This is a genomic window from Pseudomonas sp. A-RE-22, from assembly GCF_019956035.1.
Lineage (GTDB): Bacteria > Pseudomonadota > Gammaproteobacteria > Pseudomonadales > Pseudomonadaceae > Aquipseudomonas > Aquipseudomonas brassicacearum.
Map to the genome: position 1 here is coordinate 32,412 of NZ_JAHBCZ010000013.1, position 17,328 is coordinate 49,739.

At 62.8% G+C, this 17,328-nt stretch carries 15 protein-coding genes; 3 read left to right on the plus strand and 12 right to left on the minus strand.

Features of this window, described 5'->3' with window-relative positions:
- Nucleotides 1–7: 7 nt before the first annotated feature.
- The 12 genes from KGA89_RS08800 to tssA all read right to left on the minus strand — a co-directional run bounded on the left by KGA89_RS08800 (nucleotide 8) and on the right by tssA (nucleotide 13,446).
- On the minus strand, nucleotides 8–442 hold the full coding sequence (locus KGA89_RS08800; RefSeq protein ID WP_003206943.1) for a DcrB-related protein: 435 nt from the start codon (nucleotides 440–442) through the stop codon (nucleotides 8–10).
- Between the two features lie 18 nt (nucleotides 443–460).
- Nucleotides 461–2,398, minus strand: coding sequence for a type VI secretion system tip protein TssI/VgrG (tssI, locus tag KGA89_RS08805; protein ID WP_003206941.1), 1,938 nt, complete (start codon nucleotides 2,396–2,398; stop codon nucleotides 461–463).
- 170 nt (nucleotides 2,399–2,568) lie between these two features.
- A complete protein-coding gene (tssH, locus tag KGA89_RS08810; RefSeq protein ID WP_003206940.1) occupies nucleotides 2,569–5,259 on the minus strand; it encodes a type VI secretion system ATPase TssH in 2,691 nt (896 codons plus the stop codon).
- Nucleotides 5,252–6,304, minus strand: a complete 1,053-nt coding sequence (tssG, locus tag KGA89_RS08815) for a type VI secretion system baseplate subunit TssG (protein ID WP_003206938.1) — start codon at nucleotides 6,302–6,304, stop codon at nucleotides 5,252–5,254. The genes tssH and tssG overlap by 8 nt, the downstream gene beginning before the upstream one ends.
- Nucleotides 6,268–8,127, minus strand: coding sequence for a type VI secretion system baseplate subunit TssF (gene tssF, locus KGA89_RS08820; RefSeq protein ID WP_003206936.1), 1,860 nt, complete (start codon nucleotides 8,125–8,127; stop codon nucleotides 6,268–6,270). The genes tssG and tssF overlap by 37 nt, the downstream gene beginning before the upstream one ends.
- Nucleotides 8,124–8,636 carry a type VI secretion system baseplate subunit TssE gene (tssE, locus tag KGA89_RS08825; protein WP_003206934.1) on the minus strand — a complete coding sequence of 171 codons (513 nt, stop codon included), beginning with the start codon at nucleotides 8,634–8,636 and terminating at the stop codon, nucleotides 8,124–8,126. The genes tssF and tssE overlap by 4 nt, the downstream gene beginning before the upstream one ends.
- Complete coding sequence (locus KGA89_RS08830) at nucleotides 8,630–9,079, minus strand: hypothetical protein (protein ID WP_003206930.1); 450 nt, start codon at nucleotides 9,077–9,079, stop codon at nucleotides 8,630–8,632. Before KGA89_RS08830 ends, tssE begins: the two co-directional genes overlap by 7 nt.
- The gene (locus tag KGA89_RS08835) at nucleotides 9,076–9,531 is read right to left on the minus strand and encodes a type VI secretion system amidase effector protein Tae4 (RefSeq protein WP_013694574.1); all 456 of its coding nucleotides are present in this window, start codon (nucleotides 9,529–9,531) and stop codon (nucleotides 9,076–9,078) included. Before KGA89_RS08835 ends, KGA89_RS08830 begins: the two co-directional genes overlap by 4 nt.
- Nucleotides 9,532–9,612: 81 nt before the next feature.
- Nucleotides 9,613–10,101 (minus strand): Hcp family type VI secretion system effector, encoded by a 489-nt coding sequence (locus tag KGA89_RS08840; RefSeq protein WP_003206927.1) that lies wholly within the window; start codon nucleotides 10,099–10,101, stop codon nucleotides 9,613–9,615.
- A gap of 220 nt (nucleotides 10,102–10,321) precedes the next feature.
- Nucleotides 10,322–11,818 (minus strand): type VI secretion system contractile sheath large subunit, encoded by a 1,497-nt coding sequence (tssC, locus tag KGA89_RS08845; protein WP_003206925.1) that lies wholly within the window; start codon nucleotides 11,816–11,818, stop codon nucleotides 10,322–10,324.
- Nucleotides 11,819–11,820: 2 nt separating this feature from the next.
- Nucleotides 11,821–12,327 carry a type VI secretion system contractile sheath small subunit gene (tssB, locus tag KGA89_RS08850; RefSeq protein ID WP_003206923.1) on the minus strand — a complete coding sequence of 169 codons (507 nt, stop codon included), beginning with the start codon at nucleotides 12,325–12,327 and terminating at the stop codon, nucleotides 11,821–11,823.
- Between the two features lie 81 nt (nucleotides 12,328–12,408).
- Nucleotides 12,409–13,446, minus strand: a complete 1,038-nt coding sequence (gene tssA, locus KGA89_RS08855; RefSeq protein ID WP_003206922.1) for a type VI secretion system protein TssA — start codon at nucleotides 13,444–13,446, stop codon at nucleotides 12,409–12,411.
- A 414-nt stretch (nucleotides 13,447–13,860) separates the two neighbouring features.
- Between tssA and tagH the strand changes: the two genes are divergently transcribed.
- The 3 genes from tagH to tssK all read left to right on the plus strand — a co-directional run bounded on the left by tagH (nucleotide 13,861) and on the right by tssK (nucleotide 17,327).
- Complete coding sequence (gene tagH / locus KGA89_RS08860) at nucleotides 13,861–15,402, plus strand: type VI secretion system-associated FHA domain protein TagH (RefSeq protein ID WP_223471315.1); 1,542 nt, start codon at nucleotides 13,861–13,863, stop codon at nucleotides 15,400–15,402.
- A gap of 68 nt (nucleotides 15,403–15,470) precedes the next feature.
- The gene (gene tssJ / locus KGA89_RS08865) at nucleotides 15,471–15,977 is read left to right on the plus strand and encodes a type VI secretion system lipoprotein TssJ (RefSeq protein ID WP_003206918.1); all 507 of its coding nucleotides are present in this window, start codon (nucleotides 15,471–15,473) and stop codon (nucleotides 15,975–15,977) included.
- A gap of 15 nt (nucleotides 15,978–15,992) precedes the next feature.
- Entirely contained in the window at nucleotides 15,993–17,327 is a 1,335-nt protein-coding gene (gene tssK / locus KGA89_RS08870; RefSeq protein WP_223471317.1) for a type VI secretion system baseplate subunit TssK, read from the plus strand.
- The last annotated feature ends 1 nt before the right edge of the window (nucleotide 17,328 follow it).

The following is a 17,328-nucleotide window of genomic DNA, read 5'->3' on the forward strand; positions in this document are numbered from 1 at the left end:
GTGCTCATCAAGCCAGAACGTCGAACAGCAGCGAACCCTTGATCGTTGCCCAATGTGCCGCTTCGGCATCGCCCAGTTTCTCGGCTTTCACGTAGCTCAGGGCAAGCATTTTGCGGGTGCCGGGCAGTACCAGGGCCAACTGGAACTGGAAGACCTTTTCATTGCCCTTGTTGAACTGGCTGCGCAATTCGATGGCTTCGACTTCCTGGTTGGCGCCCACGCGCACGGTGGCGCCCGGTTGGCAGCGCAGGTCCTGGACCTGTTTTTCCAGGCGCTTGAGCTGGTCGTCGAGGTTGCTTTGCAGGGTCTCGCCCTCGGTCAGCAAACTGCGGCTGACGATCAAGGACGTGCCCAGCTCGGGGAACTTGAGGATGTTGATTGTCGCGTCCAGCAATTCGCTGGGCGGCAGCTGGAACTGGAATTCATTGAGGCGGTAAGTCATGGCGCAAAAATCTCGAGGTTAGCCCTTGGGTGCAGGGAACGCGGCTTGGATGTTGGCATCGATGCTGCCCTTGACGCCCTGGCCGTCCGGCGTGGCTCCGGGGCCGCCGCCGTTGTTCAGGTGCAGCACGCCGCCGGTGTTGAACTCGGCATCGCCGCTGGCGTAGAAGCTGATCTGTACGCCGGTCAGGTTGATCTGGCCGCTGGCGTTGAGCTCCAGGATGCTTTCGCCGCACACCAGGCGCAGGTTTTCGCCCACTTCAATCACGTAGCTCTGGCTGATGCTGTCGGTCTTGCGCTGGCCGACGGAGAGGATGTCCTCCTGCTTGACGATGCGCAGGCGGTTGTTGCCGATGGTCACCGTCTCGTTGTGGCCGATGCTCTTGTTGCGATCATGGCCCACCGAGTGGCTTTCATCCACCTCGACCACGATGTCCTGGTTACGCTCGGCGTGGATGTACAGTTGCTCGGCGCCTTTCTTGTCTTCCATGCGGATTTCGTTGAAATTCGCCGGCGTGCCGCCCTTGCTCGAACGGCTTTTCATCCCGCTCTGGGTGGCATTGGCGGGCAAGTCATAGGGCACGGTCTGTTCGGCGTTGTAGACGCGACCGGTGATGATCGGCCGATCCGGGTCGCCTTCGAGGAAACTGACGATCACTTCCTGGCCAATGCGCGGGATCTGCATCGAGCCCCAGTTTTTCCCGGCCCATGCCTGCGACACGCGAATCCAGCACGAGCTGTTTTCGTTGGACTGGTCGTGCCGATCCCAATAGAAGTGCACCTTCACTCGGCCGAACTGATCGGTCCAGATTTCCTCGCCCTTGGGACCCACCACTAAGGCAGTCTGCGGGCCCTTGACGATAGGGCGATGGGTGATGGGCAGCGGCCGATAGCTTTGCTGGGCGTCGATGCAGGTCAGGCTGCTTTCGAACTGTGCTGTCGGCGCGCCGCCGCCGGTTTCGCCGCTTTCCTGGGAGAGGTAGTAGCGGGCGCCGACGATCAGGTATTCGCGGTTCTGGTCCTGGCGGCTGAAGCCGGTGAGGCTGAACAGGTGCCCCGAACCCAAGCCGCGGGCGTTGCCGGCCAGTTCGACCTGTTCGTGCTGGGTCTGCAAGGCTTCGATGCGGGTGCGGGCGTAGTGTTCGCCGTCCTGGCTCTGCACGTAGGTGCCAGGGTAGTCGTACAGGGGATAGTCGCCGGCAGTGTGTGGGCGGGGCATGGCCGAGCGTACGTCGATGCGTGCGCTGGGGCGTTGGAAGTCGTAGTCGTTGAGCTCCAGCGAGCCGGGCTGGACTTCCTGGGCCAGGTGCCAGTCGTGTATGTGGTCACGCTCGCGCTGCTGCTCGTTCTTGGGGTAGTAGGGCACCGAGCCGTAGCCGGGCGCCGTGGTGTGGGCTCCATAAGCGTCGGCCAGCACCAGCACATGTCGACCTTGCTCATGGCGGAAGAAGTAGTAGATCCCTTCCTGCTCCATCAAGCGGCTGACGAAGTCGAAACTGGTCTCGCGATACTGCACGCAGTATTCCCACTCGCGATAAGGCCGGCTCAGGGCGTCTTCGAAATCGGAAAAGCCCAAGTCGCGGAACACCTGCTTGATGATCTGCGGGATGGTGAGGTTCTGGAAAATCCGGCAATCGGAGGTACGGGTCAGCAGCCAAAACCACGGGCGCAGGGTGGCCTGGTAACTGGCGAACTGGCCCTGGTCGACGTTCTGGCTGAAACGGGCCACGATGCCATGGAAATAACGCTCGCCACCGCCATCGAGTTGCAGGCTCACGCACATGGGCTTGCCGAGCACCTGATTGAGGTCGATGGCGTTATCCAGCGAGTGCAGCTGCAACTCATAGTTGAACAGCCGCCCCAGTTCTTCGCCGCCGCCCATGTCCTTGAGCAGCAGTACCTCAGGTCCCAGGGGGCTGGTGATCTTGGCCAGGCGTGAGGCTTGGTTGAATAACATCGGTCATCTCATCGTTGTAATGGCTGCGCCGCTGATTGCCTGACGACACCGGAACAACTGTGGGAGCGAGCTTGCTCGCGAAGGCGGTGTGTCAGGCAACATCAATGGCACTGACAGATTGCATTCGCGAGCAAGCTCGCTCCCACAGGGTTATGCGGTGCTCCTTCGGGTCAGGCCGCGTCGCTGAAATCGTACTGCAATTCATTGTCCACGGCGCTGATCCGCACCCCGGCCAAAGCCTTGCCTTCGAGCATGCGGGTCAGGAACTCGCGGCTCATGTCCGGCAGCAGGCTGTTGGTCAGGATGGTGTCGATCATGCGCCCGCCGCTTTCGGTTTCGGTGCAACGCGAGACGATCAGGTCGATCACCGCGTCGTCGTAGTCGAAGGCGACTTTGTGGGTGCTTTCCACGCGCTTCTTGATGCGGTTGAGTTGCAGGCGGGTGATGGCCTTGAGCATCTCGTCGCTGAGCGGGTAGTACGGGATCGTCACCAGGCGGCCCAGCAAGGCTGGCGGGAAAATCTCCAGCAGCGGTTGGCGCAGGGCCTTGGCGATTTCTTCCGGCTCGGGCACGTTCTGCGGGTCTTTGCAGACCTGGGCAATCAACTCGGTGCCGGCGTTGGTGGTCAGCAGGATCAAGGTGTTCTTGAAGTCGATCACCCGGCCTTCACCGTCCTCCATCACGCCTTTGTCGAACACCTGGAAGAAGATCTCATGCACGTCCGGGTGGGCCTTCTCGACCTCGTCCAGCAACACCACGCTGTACGGTTTGCGCCGCACGGCTTCGGTCAGCACGCCGCCTTCGCCATAGCCGATGTAGCCCGGTGGCGCACCCTTGAGGGTCGATACGGTGTGGGCTTCCTGGAACTCGCTCATGTTGATAGTGATGACGTTCTGCTCGCCGCCGTACATGGCTTCGGCCAGGGCCAGGGCGGTTTCGGTCTTGCCCACGCCGGAGGTGCCGGCGAGCATGAACACACCAATCGGCTTGCTCGGGTTGTCGAGGCCGGCGCGGGAGGTCTGGATGCGCTTGGCAATCATCTGCAAGGCATGGTCCTGGCCGATGATGCGTTTCTTCAGGTGCTGGTCGAGGTTGAGCACGGTTTCCAGTTCGTTGCGGGCCATGCGGCCCACCGGGATACCGGTCCAGTCGGCGACCACCGAGGCCACGGCCTGGTAATCCACGGTCGGCAGGATCAGCGGGGTTTCGCCTTGCAGGGCGGTCAGGCGCTGTTGCAGGTCCACCAGCTTCTCGCGCAGTTGGTGGCTTTCGTTGTCAGAAGCTTCGCTGTTGTCTTCGCTGTCCACCACGCCAACGCGTTCGCGCAAGGTGGCGCGGGTGGCGAGCAGTTCGTCCACCAGGGTTTTCTCTTCGGCCCAGCGGCCTTCCAGCTCGGCCAGGCGTTCGCGCTCGGCGCTCAGCAGGGTTTCGCTCTGGGTCTGGCGGTTGCCGATGACCACGCCAATCGCGTGTTCACGGGCGATGATTTGCAACTCGGTTTCCAGCGCTTCGATGCGCCGACGGCTGTCGTCCACTTCGGCCGGTACGGCGTGCAGGCTGATGGCGACGCGGGCGCAGGCGGTGTCCAGCAGGCTCACGGATTTGTCCGGCAGCTGGCGCGCGGGAATGTAGCGGTGGGACAGCTTGACCGAAGCTTCCAGGGCTTCGTCGAGGATCTGCACCTGGTGGTGTTTTTCCATGGTCGAGGCCACGCCGCGCATCATCAGCAGGGCCTTGTCTTCCGACGGCTCGGCCACTTGCACCACTTGGAAGCGGCGGGTCAGGGCCGGGTCTTTTTCGATGTGCTTCTTGTACTCGGCCCAGGTCGTGGCGGCCACGGTGCGCAAGGTGCCACGGGCCAACGCCGGCTTGAGCAGGTTGGCCGCGTCGCCCGTGCCGGCGGCGCCACCGGCACCGACCAGGGTGTGGGCTTCGTCGATGAACAGGATGATCGGCTTGGGCGAGGCCTGGACGTCTTCGATGACCTGGCGCAGGCGCTGTTCGAACTCGCCTTTCATGCTGGCGCCGGCCTGCAACAGGCCCACGTCGAGGCTGCGCAGTTCCACGTCCTTGAGGGCCGGCGGCACGTCGCCGGCGACGATGCGCAGGGCGAAGCCTTCGACCACGGCGGTCTTGCCCACGCCGGCTTCACCGGTAAGGATCGGGTTGTTCTGCCGGCGGCGCATGAGGATGTCCACCAGTTGGCGGATCTCTTCGTCACGGCCGACGATCGGGTCGAGCTTGCCGCTGCGGGCCTGCTCGGTGAGGTCGACGGTAAAGCGCTTGAGGGCTTCCTGCTTGCCCATGGCGCTAGGGGCCATGGCGCCGCTGGCTTCGCCCGGCACCGCGCCGGCATTGAAGCCGTCGCTGGCGGTCAGGGCGTTTTCCGGCGAGTCGCCGACGTATTCGTCAAACCGTTCGCTCAGGGCTTCGACCTTGACCTTGTCGAACTCCGACGACAAGCCCAGCAGTGCGTGGCGCAGGCTCGGGGTCTTGAGAATGCCCAGCACCAGGTAACCGGTGCGAACCTGGCTTTCGCCGAACATCAGGCTGCCGTAGACCCAGCCGCGTTCCACGGCTTCTTCGACGTGGGACGACAGGTCGGTGATGGACGTCGAACCCCGTGGCAGGCGATCCAGGGCTTCGGTCAGGTCACGGGCCAGGCGCGCCGGTTCGATGTTGAACTGGCGGATGATGCGGTGCAGGTCCGAGTCCTGCAGTTGCAGCAACTGGTGAAACCAGTGGGCCAGTTCCACATAAGGGTTACCGCGCAACTTGCAGAACACGGTGGCGGCTTCGATGGCTTTGTAGGCCACGCTGTTGAGTTTGCCGAACAACGCGGCGCGACTGATTTCACCCATGCTCATGGCTCCTTGAGGTCTGTGAGGTGTTGGCCTGTTCGGCGTAATGCCGGGCCAGTATTAAATCGTTGGCATCTGTTTCGGGGCGGCCCAGCCAGGTATTGAAACCCAGGCGGAAACGCCCATTGAGTTGCAATGCCGGGACTTCGGGCTGTTCCAGGACCAGGTTCAGGTCCCAGTCCAGTTCATGGCCCAGGTATTCGGCGACCCAGGCCACCAGCTCGTTGAACGGTTGGCTGCCAGGCAGCATGCCCATGTAGTCAACGAGCTTGAGTGGCCCCAGGCGAATGCGGAATTTGTGCTGGCGATCCCACACGAAGCGGCCCAGGCAGAAGTCCACGCCCAATTGATGAGCGCTGACCCCGACGCGGCTGCGTTCGGGCAGTTCCAGCCATTGGCCGACGTATTCTTCGATCTCCACCGGAAGGCCGAAGTACTCGCCGAGGATTGCCTTCAAACCGTCCGGGTAGCGGGTTTGCGCTGCCAGGTGGCCGCTGTAGTGCAGCTTCGCCGTGTCGGGAATCAACCCCTGGTTGAGCAGGCTGGGCATGCCCCGACCGCTCAGTGCCGCCAGGCGCGCCGACCAATAGTCATCGTCCGGGCGATCGTGGCTGACCGTCGGCCGCGCTTCGGCCCAGGCCCGATAAAACAGGCTGAGCAGGCGATGGTGAAACACATCGAGGAAGCGCTTGCTGGTGCTGTCGGCGTTGTTGCGCTGGCGTTCGCGCACGTATTCGGTGATGTGCAGCGGCATCGGGCCGTTGGGTCCGCCGAGGCCGAAGAAAAATTGCTCCAGGCGTGCCGGCGCACCGTCGCTGCCCGGTTGCACCGAGGCAAGGGTGGCCGGGGCGAAGGTGCATTCGGCCCGTTGCCCGAGGCGCAGCGGGTCGTCGGCCAGGCGCAGGGAATGGCCCAGGCGCGGCAGCTCGGGGGATTCGCACTCGATGCGCCGCAACGCCTGGAAGAAATCGTATTCCCAGGGTTCCTGGTGCATCGCTTCCAGGGTACTCACAGGGTCGGACGACGTCCGGGCTTGGCTTTCCATCGCATGATCTCGCCGCGTTCGGTGGTACGGATCACCGTCTCGGTAAAACTGTTGATCGACACGTAGCGTGCCAGGAAGCGCTCGAACACCGCGCCGAGCAGGAACACCCCGGTGCCGCGAAACGCGTTTTCATCGAATTCCAGGGTGATCTCCAGGCCGCGACCAAACACGATCGGGCCAGGCATCGGCAAGCGCCGGGTGCAGGCTTTGCTGCTGACTTCGCGCAGGCCTTCGATCTGCAACTGCAGCGCCGCGTCGTTGCTGTCGCCGTACAGGCGCAGCAGTTCACGCAGGGCGGCTGCGCCTTGGCCTTGTTCGCTCAACGACAAGTAGTTCAGCGACAACTGGCTGATCAGCCGCCAGGCCTTGGCGTCGTGGGCATGGCTGGCCCGTGGGCGACTGGGCCCGGCCACGCAGCGCACGGCGCCAACCGGCGCACTGTCGGCGAGGGTGAAGTCGGTCTTGCCGTTGCCCACGCTCATGAACAGCGGCAGGTCGCGGTTGGTGCACAGTGCGGTCACGCCCAGTTGGCGCAGGTCGTGGCGATAGGGCGCTTGCTGGCTGTCCACCAGGCTGACGAAGGTCTCGCTGCCGATGTAGGTCGAGCGCGGGCCGTTGCGTCGCTGGTCGCTGGACAGCACGCGCGGTTCGCGCCGCACGGTGTAATAGGCCTGGTCGCGGCCATAACGGGACGGATCGCGTACGGCGTAGAACGGCAGGAACGGTTGCTCCGGCCCGGTGCCGTGGCCGGTGAGGCCGTTCAGCGAATGCACTTCGAAATCCATCGGCCGGGTACGGTCGGCGATCACGTGGTGTTCGTTGACCCGATCCGACAAGTGAATGCGGTCCAGGCGCTTGGGAAACAGGTTGATGGCCGGGGTGCAGAACGGCAGGAACTGCGAAGCGCCGACGCTGCCTTCCAGGCTCGGATCGTGACGGTCGAACAGCACGATCAGCTCCAGCTCCTGGCCGTCGCAACGCTTGACCGCGCGGCTCAGCTGGGTGAAGTCGACGAACAGGAAACGGTGGGGCAGGGCGAAATATTCCTGCAACAGGCGATAGCCCTGGAAGGCCCGCGGCACCACCGGCAGCGCGGCGTCGGCATCGTCGAAGCCGCGCGAGCGCAACGCATCCTGCGGCAGCCGCTCCACCCAGTCGCCGCCGGGCTTGCGGGCGAACACCGCGCAGGCATTGCCCAGCAGTTGTTCGTAGAGGCGGAAGGGCTGTTCGTCGGCACCGCTCAAGTACAGCGGCAGGTTGTCCAGGGCCAGGCTGTTGAACGGCAGTTCGGCGCCGGTGCGCAGGGTCAGGCGCAGGCCGGCCTTGGCTTTCGGTTCGCTGGCGGCCAGGCGCCCGAGCACGGCGGACGGGTTGCCGAAGTACTCGGCCTGGCTGACCTGCAACGGCCACAACGTCACCGCGTGGGCGGTGCGGTACTCGCAGCAGGTCTGGGTTTCACGCCCCAGGGCGGCACGCAGGACCGTATCGCGCGGCAGCGGGAAACCACTGCTCAGCGAGCCTTCGTCCGGGTCGGCCTGCAATTGCACCACCGTCATCGATGGCGTCGGCGCCAGGTAATGCGGGTAGGCGATTTCCAGCAGGTTGTGGGTGAAGGTCGGGTACTCGGCGTCGAGCTTGAGCTGCACTCGTGCCGTCAGGTAGGCGAAGCCTTCCAGCAGGCGCTCGACATACGGGTCGGCGCAGTCCATGCCGGACAACGTCAGCCGACTGGCGATCTTCGGGTATTCCTTGGCGAACTCCGCCGCGCTTTCGCGCACGTGGTGCAGTTCCTGGTTGTACAGTTCCAGCAGGCGTGGATTCATGAGCGTCTCCGCTGGTCGGCGTTGACCACGCGCACATGGCCGGTTTCCAGGTCCAGGTCGGTTTGCAGCATCAGGCGCAGCGGCACCGGCTGCGCCCAGAGATCGCCTTCGATCTCGAAACTCAACGCATTGTGGTTCATCTCGGCCGTCGCTCGGGCGCGCACTCGCAGGGTGTGGCGCAGGATTCGCGGTTCGAAGGTGGCAATGGCCTGGTGGATCAAGGTTTCCAGGGCCGAGACATCGACGTTCGACGCGCTGTTGCCGGCCAGTGCCGGCAGCCCGAAATTCACCACCGACGTGCCCGCCGGGGTATGCAACGTGGCATCGGCGCTGAGCAATGAGGTGGTGTTGAGCAGCCACGCCAGGTCACGCAGCACCGAGGCTTTTAATTGGGTCAGGGAGAGCACGCGCTTGTCGGCGCTTTCCTTCGGGTTGGTCGGATCGTCGTCGGTCAACCGGTCCAGCAGGGACGGTTGAAGGCGATCGCGGGTGGCGATTTCGGTTACCAAGTGAAAAGGCCCGTGTAATTCTTCTGGTCACCTGTGCCGCGCATGCAACTGGCGTTGCGCGCGATAACCGAGGGCTCGAGCTGCCCATTGATCTGGCGCACGGCGCGGTATTCGGAGCGACATTCCTGATTGTTATGGGGGCCAGCAGATACATGGACAACGATGACAATGGGCACCTTACCGAAGGTCTCGACGTGAGGTTTGCCCTGTCGATCGACCGTGAACTGGCAGGGCCAAGCCAAGTCGAGTGGCATCAGGGTCTGGTCGGGCTTGCGCAGCGCGCAGCGCGCCTGGTCGTTTTCCAGCCTCAAAGTTTGTCCGCCCATCGAGACGACCTGCTCCACCGCTACGGAGGCCGTTGTCGACGGGGATTGCTGTTGCGCACAGGCGGTCAGGCTGGTCAACAGGCAGACCACCCATATCGCGCAGTGAGTCTTGATCATACGAGCTCCCAGAACCAGATCGCTCGGGATCGATAGGCCGGATCGTCATACCCGAGGGTTAGGCCACGGTTCCAGAGGTCGATATGATCGCCGGTGCGACCTTCCGAGGCCTCTCCCACTTGCTGGAAACAATCCTTGAAGAAAATCAGGCCAGTCTTGTCTTGCAGCTTGCGTCGGTCCGCGGCAGTTCCGCCGAGGATCAACGGGCGACCCAGATGATGTTTCCACAGCCAATTTGCCAATGACTCGGCCCCTCGTGCATGCCCATGGACGCACTTGGGTTCGGTATAGGTGGACTTGTTGACTTTGACGGTCAGCTCGGTGTTGAGCGTGATGCTCATGCGAATCGCGCATTGGTTTGCCCAAGGACCGTCGCAAGGTTTCGCGTCGGGATAGGTCACCAGCAAATCGGAATAGGCTTTCCACAAATTGATAAACGAAGGCTTGGCCATGACTCAGATACCACGTGGGAAAGAATTGGATTCGAGCAAGCACCAAACACCCCCGGCGCGTGGCACCGGGGGCGTGTTCGATTACACCTTGACGTTCTGACGGATGTTCCAGCCGAACTTGACCGGACCGCCTTCCTTGGTGCCGTCGGCTTTCTGTGGCTGGTAGTCCACCAGCACCTTGGCGAAGTTCAGGGTGACGTTTTCAGTCAGGCGATCATCGCCGCCCGAGCCGCCGGTGCTCAGGGAAGTGACCAGCACTTCTTCCAGGTTGATGATCATGTACTCGACCTGGCTTTCACCGCCGGCCTTGCGCACGGTCAGCTTGACCTTGTCGATGTGCTTGCCGCTGGCGCAGTGCATCATCAGGTTCGGCGACGCCTTGTCGACGTACTTGGTCAGGGACAGGTCCTGGACGTTGACCTTGCCCGCACCACCGCCGCTGCCCACGTGCATGTTGCCGGACTGGGACATGCCCCAGCTCCAGTTCAGGACATCGATCTCGTCCTTGTGGGCCTTGTCCATGGACTCGCCCTTGATGTCGCCAATCTTGATGAAAATATCAACAGCCATGTTTTCTCCCTGTGTGGTCTCTACCACATTGTTTGGTTGACGCTGACCTTGCGAAATTACACGTGCCGAACGGTTCCGATGATCTCCAAGCCACTGAAGATCGCCTGTGGGAGCGAGCTTGCTCGCGATAGCGCAGTGTCAGACATACGCATGACAACTGATCCACCGCCATCGCGAGCAAGCTCGCTCCCACATTGGCCTTGCACCGTTCAGTAAATCTTTATGCGCCCTTGGCCGAAGGCAGTTTCGATACCAGGCGCAACGACACGGTCAGCCCTTCGAGCTGGTAGTGCGGGCGCAGGTAGAACTTGGAGTTGTAGTACCCCGGGTTGCCTTCGACTTCTTCGACGATCACTTCGGCTGCAGCCAGCGGGTGCTGGGCCTTGGTGGTCTCGGTGGAGTGCGCCGGGTCACCGTCGACGTAGTTGAGGATCCAGTCCTGCAACCAGCGCTGCATCTCGTCCTTCTCTTTGAAGGAACCGATCTTGTCGCGCACGATGCACTTGAGGTAATGGGCGAAACGGCAAGTGGCGAACAGGTACGGCAGGCGCGCGGCCAGGTTGGCGTTGGCGGTGGCGTCCGGGTCGTCGTATTCGGCCGGTTTCTGCAGCGACTGGGCGCCGATGAACGCGGCGAAGTCGGTGTTTTTCTTGTGCAGCAGCGGCATGAAACCGTTCTTCGCCAGCTCCGCTTCACGGCGGTCCGAGATGGCGATTTCGGTTGGGCACTTCATGTCCACGCCACCGTCGTCGGTCGGGAAGGTGTGGGCTGGCAGGTTTTCCACTTCACCGCCGGACTCCACGCCACGGATGCGCGAGCACCAGCCGAAGTGTTTGAACGAACGGTTGATGTTCACCGCCATCGCGTAGGCGGCGTTGGCCCAGGTGTACTTGGAGCTGTCGGCACCGTCGGTGTTTTCTTCGAAGGCGAAGGCTTCCACCGGGTCGGTCTTGGCGCCGTACGGCAGGCGCGCCAGGAAGCGTGGCATGGTCAGGCCGATGTAGCGCGAGTCTTCCGATTCACGCAGCGAGCGCCAGCCGGCGTATTCCGGGGTGGTGAAGATCTTGGTCAGGTCGCGCGGGTTCGACAGTTCCTGCCACGAGCCCATGCCCATCACGGTCGGCGATGCCGCAGCGATGAACGGGGAGTGCATGGCCGCGCAGACTTTCGACAGTTCGCCCAGCAGCTCGACATCCGGTGGCGACTGGTCGAAGTAGTAGTCGCCTACCAGGCAGCCGTAAGGCTCGCCGCCGAACTGGCCGTATTCTTCTTCGTACATCTTCTTGAAGATCGGGCTCTGGTCCCACGCGGTGCCCTTGAATTTCTTCAGGGTCTTGTGCAGGTCGGTCTTGGAGATGTTGAGCACGCGGATCTTGAGCTGCTCATCGGACTCGGTGTTGTTGACCAGGTAGTGCAGGCCACGCCAGGCGCTTTCCAGTTGCTGGAAGTCGGGGTGGTGGATGACCTGGTTGACCTGGGCGGTGAGCTTGGCGTCGATGGCGGCGATGATCGATTCGATCGACTTGATGGCGTCGTTGGACACCAGGTCGGTCTGCGCCAGGGCCTGTTCGGCCAGGGTGCGTACGGCCGTTTCGACGGCTTCGCGGGCGCGCTCGGTCTTGGGTTTGAATTCTTGCAGCAGCAGGGACGCGAACTCGCTGGTTTCTTCGGTTGCGCCCAGGTTTTGCACGCCTTCGCGAGCTGTATTGTCAGTCATGATCATTGGTCCTGTGCTGGCTTCGGCGCGCTCGCCAGGGCCTGCAACAGCGCTGGGTCCTTGATCGCCTTCATGATGATTTCTTCGGCGCCGGTCTTGCCGTCCATGTAGGTCAGCAGGTTGGCCAACTGGGTGCGCGCTTCGAGCAGCTTGTTCAGCGAGTCGACCTTGCGGGCCACGGCCGCCGGGCTGAAGTCGTCCATGCTTTCGAACGTCAGGTCCAGGCTCAGGTTGCCTTCGCCGGTCAGTTCGTTAGGCACATGGAACGCCACGCGCGGCTGCATGGCCTTGAGGCGCGAGTCGAAGTTATCGACGTCGATCTCGAGGAACTTGCGATCAGCCACCGCTGCCAGAGGCTCGGCGGGCTTGCCGGCGAGGTCGGCCATCACGCCCATGACGAAGGGCAACTGGACCTTCTTCTCGGCGCCGTAGAGCTCGACGTCGTACTCGATCTGCACTCGAGGCGCGCGGTTGCGCGCGATGAATTTCTGAGAACTTTGCTTCGCCACGTTGCTGCTCCTGGTCGCTTGAGCGACGGTGTTGGCGTCATCGGGGGTACCGGTGACGTGACTGCGTGATCCGTTCGCTTTTTATTCGCTGTCTGGGCCGCGCAGGTTTTCAAATTGACTCATGCCGTCGGGAATCAGGTTGCGCACAATGGCCGCGAAGTCGGCGTGCACCAGATTCTTGGCCCGGTTCAACAGCACCGGCAGCGGGCTGGAGGGCTCATGACGGGTGTAGTAAGCGAGAATCCGGTCCAGGCTGCGCAGCACGTCGTCGCGGTTGTTGATTTCGCCGCTGACGGTGCTCGTGCTGGTGTTGCGCGGCGTGCTTGGCGCGCTGGCATATTCCGTTGGCGCGGCGCTGTCGTCGCTGACGGGATCGGACAGGGCGCTGTCGCCGCTCTGCGGGGCGAACTGGCCGAGAATCTGCAGGGCCATCTTCAGCGGTTGCTTCAGCGGGCCAAGGTCCACGCCTTGGGCGGAACCGACCTGGTCGCTGACTTGCTGCTCGATGGCTTCGGCGGCGCTGCGGGCTTCCAGCAGGGCCGCACGGGTGATTTCCAACTGCTCGGGGTCGCTGTCGAGCAGGGCCCCGGCGAGCTGTTCGGCGCCGAGGTTTTCATCCGGGAAACTTTGCAGGCCGCTGGCGTTGGCGGCGGCGCGCAGGCTGACGGCACCGAAGGTCCGCGAGCGGGCCAGGATGCTCTCGCGCAGCAAGCGAATGGTGATGTCGGACGTCAGGCCGGCGAGGGCATTGATGCGCACGGTGGGGTCGTTGTCGTCCTCGGCGTCCAGGCGCGGATGCAACTCGGCCCAGTACTGCTTGAGCAGTTCGCTGATCAGCGTCAGCACACGGGCCATGCCCGGCAGGCCTTCGAGGGCCAGGGAGCTTTGCAACAGGAAATGGGTGATGCGCAGGTCTTTGCTGCGTTGCAGCAAGTCCAGGCTCTGCTGCTGGATGCTGCGCCACTCAGGAGGTTCGGCAGGCAGGATCGAATCGCCCATGCTGCGTTCGGGCTGGCCCCGGGAGTCGCGTTCCAGGCGCAAGAAATCCGCGTCATATTCCAAATCTTCACCACACGGCGAAGTCGCGGAAACGGCGGCGAGCAACAAAGGCACATCCACTTGGATCGATCTCCCTATCACCCGCTGAAGAAAGTCGGGCAGTTCACACGCAAGTTTCGGATGAAACTCACATGTTCCTTGACGGTAATGGCCCTTTAGACTTGCACTGATCTTAAAGTGCCATCATGTATATTCAAGAAGTTGTGCATTTTTGGTGTAGTACTTATCGCTTGTCAAGGTAAGCTATTTCACCAATGTATCCCCTCTGTAACAGTTGTGATGGGCTTAACAGCCTGCCCGACCCATCGGTCGAAGCGGCAACTGACGTGGGGTTTTTGTCACGCAAGCCGGTTATGATCAGCAATCATGCTGGCAAAAAGCCGTTTCACGGCTGTTGGCAAAGGTTGCCGGCGGGTAGTCAGGGCCTGAACCCTCACTCTCGCCCGCGCGCGAAGTATTCAGCAAGGAGGCAAGATGCCGCTGTGTTTGACTATCACTAGTTATCACAAGATCACCCCAGGCCAGTGTTCTGAAAAGTCCATGGATCAGGGGGTGATGGCAATTGGCCGTAATTCCGATAATGACTGGGTATTGCCGGACCCTGAGCGCCTGGTTTCCGGCAAACATTGCGTTATCCAATACAAAGACGGGCGTTATTATTTAACTGATAACAGTACTAATGGTGTGGAATTGGTCAAGGCCGGTGTTCGCCTGCGCAAGGGCAACAGCGAACCCCTGCAAGACGGCGAAGTGATCCGCATCGGTGATTATGAGATCCAGGCGCGCGTCGATTTCAGCCTGCCGGTCACCGACAGCAACCCGTTTGCCGAATCGCCCAGCAGTTTCGAGGCCTTGATGGGGCGCCAGGGCGCAGCGGTGCATACGCCGTCGCCGCTTCATACGCCATCGCCGATCCAAGCGGCTCCGCCTGCGCATTTCCAGGGCGGGTCGGCCATGGATACCCTGCCGGACCTGTTCGATTTCTTGACCCCAGCCAGTGTCCCGCCGGCCACCCAGCCTGACCATGTGCCGGCCGAGCAGCACAACTTCCGCCCGCCGACGCCAATTCCCCGGCCGAGCCCACCGCCCGTGGTGGAGCCGGTGATACCGCCGTCTGCCTCGGTGATTCCGGATGACTGGGATCCCTTCAGCGATAAGTCGGTTCCGGTGGCGGTATCCCCGCAGCCCGTGGCCCCGCAGCCGGTGCCGCTACCATCTGTGGTTGAGCCGGTCGCGTCGCCTGTCCCGCAGGCCCCGCTCGTCGACATTTTTGCTGAAATCAGCGCACCGCCGCCGGCACCCGTGCCCGAAGCGTCGGTCACCCGCGTCGAGCCCCCGGTCGCACCTCCAGTTGCTCCAGTTGCTCCAGTTGCTTCGGTCGCTCCAGTTGCTCCGGTCGCTCCAGTTACCCCGATCGAGGCCAACCAACCCGATTTGCTGCAAGCCTTCCTGCGCGGTGCCGGGCTCGATCAGTTGCGCCTGGACAAGGCCAACGCCGAAGCACAGATGGAAAGCATCGGGCGCAGTTACCGGTTGATGGTCGAAGGCCTGATCGATGTCTTGCGCGCCCGCAGCAGCCTCAAGGGCGAGTTCCGCATCCAGCAGACGATGATCCAGCCGGTGGAAAACAACCCGCTGAAATTCGCCCCCAATGTGGATGAAGCCTTGCTGTTGCTGTTGCGCCACGGCAACCAGGCGTTCATGGCCCCGGACGCGGCGGTGCGTGACAGTTTCGATGACTTGCGGGCCCACCAACTGGCGGTGATGGCCGGCGTGGAAGCGGCCATCAAGCATTTGCTGGGGCGTTTCGAGCCGGCGCAACTGGAAGAGCGCATGGCCAAGCCCGGTGGGCTCTCGGGTATTTTCAGCGGCTCGCGACAGGCCCAGTACTGGCAGCAGTTTACCGAGCTCTACAGCAACATTTCCCGGGAAGCCCAGGAGGATTTCCAGGACCTGTTCGGTCGCGAGTTCAGCCGCGCCTACGAAGAACACAGTACGCGACAGCGACGCCGATAAGCGGCGTCGTCCCATAACAAGATTGATCGGCACACAACGGATAGCTCAAACGTCATTGAGGACGCAGGATGATTCCCAGGTTTTTACTCGCAGTCGCCACCGTGCTTCTGCTGACGGCGTGCGCCAAGGATGCGGCCAACCCCCAGCCCGAAGAAGCTGAGGCCGACACCGCCGCCATCGAGCTGCACTTTCACGCCATTGCCGGCCTCAACCCCGGCGCCACCGGCCAGCCGGCCCCGGTCCGGGTGCGCATTTTCGAACTGAAAAATGCCGCGACCTTCGGCCGTGCCGATTATTTCGCCCTCGCCGAACGGGCCCAGGCAACGCTGGGCGCCGACCTGATCGACCAGGACGAGGTGCTGATCCAGCCCGGCCAGCAACTGAGCCTGCAACGCGACCTCGACCCGGCCACGCGGCATATCGGAATACTGGTGGGCTATCGCGAGCTGGACCAGTCGCTGTGGCGCACGGTGATGAACGTCCCGGCGCGCGAATACACCGAATACCAGATCAGCCTCGATGTGCGCGCCGTGCGCAGCGCCGTCGTCGTCCCCCCATCCAGCCCTGCCCAATAAGCAATCGGAGCCCCCATGTCCTGGAACAATCGCGTGGTCTGGTCGGAAGGCATGTTCATTGGAACGCAGCACTTCCAACAGCATGACCGTTACCTGGAAAACCTCATCGACGCACGCAGCCGCCCGTTGTCGGCCGGCGCCTGGGGTTTTTCCGAATTGCTGATCGACCAGGGCCTGCTGGCCCAGGGCAAGCTGGCGATCATCTCGGCGCGCGGCCTGTTGCCGGACGGTACGCCCTTCAACATTCCCCAGGATGACCTGGCACCAACCCCGCTGAACGTCGACGACAACCTGCGCGATGGCCTGGTGTACCTGGCCTTGCCGCTCAAGCGCGCCGGCGCCCGGGACACCGTGGACGAAGGCGAAGACCTCGGCGCTGCGCGTTATGTGAGCCAGGTGTGCGAAGTGCGTGACGACAACGCACCGTTCGAAAACCGCGCACCGGTGGCCCTCGGCTCACGGGCGCTGCGGCTGTTGACCGAACAGGATGGCATCGGCGACTACGCCGCCATCGGCGTGGTTCGCATCAAGGAAAAGCGCGCCGACCGTGCATTGGTACTCGACGACGCCTACATCCCGCCGCTGCTGGATGTGATCGCCTCCAAGCCACTGGCGGCGTTTCGCAGCGAACTGCTGGGCCTGCTGCATCAACGCGGCGAAGCCCTGGCCGGGCGGGTAGTGGCGTCCGGCGCCGGTGGCGCCTCGGAAATTGCCGATTTCATGCTGTTGCAACTGGTCAACCGCGCCCAGCCGCTGATCCAGCACCTGAGCCAGTTGAGCCCGCTGCATCCCGAGCGTTTCTACAGCGAGCTGGTGAGCCTGGCCGGGGAGTTCTCCACGTTCACCGCGTCCGGGCGCCGACCGCAGCAATACCCGCCTTACCAGCACGATGACCTGGCGCTCAGCTACGCGCCCGTGATGCAGGCCCTGCGCGAAGCCCTGTCGATGCTGATCGACAGCAAGGCGACGCCAATTCCGATTGTCGAGAAAGCCTACGGCATCCACGTGGCGATGCTGGCCGACAAGACCCTGCTCGACAGTGCCAATTTCATCCTGGTGGTGCGCGCCGACGTGCCGGCCGAGACCCTGCGTGGCCGCTTCGGCCAGCAGAGCAAGGTCGGTTCGGTGGAGCACATCCGCGACCTGGTCAACCTGCAACTGCCGGGCATCGGCCTGCTGCCGTTGCCGGTGGCGCCACGGCAGTTGCCGTACCACGCCGGCTCCACTTACTACGAGCTCGACCGGGGCAGCGATCACTGGCAGCAACTGAGCAACTCCGGCGGCTTTGCGTTCCACATCGCCGGCCAGTTCCCAGGGCTGAACCTGGCCTTCTGGGCGATCCGAGGATAAA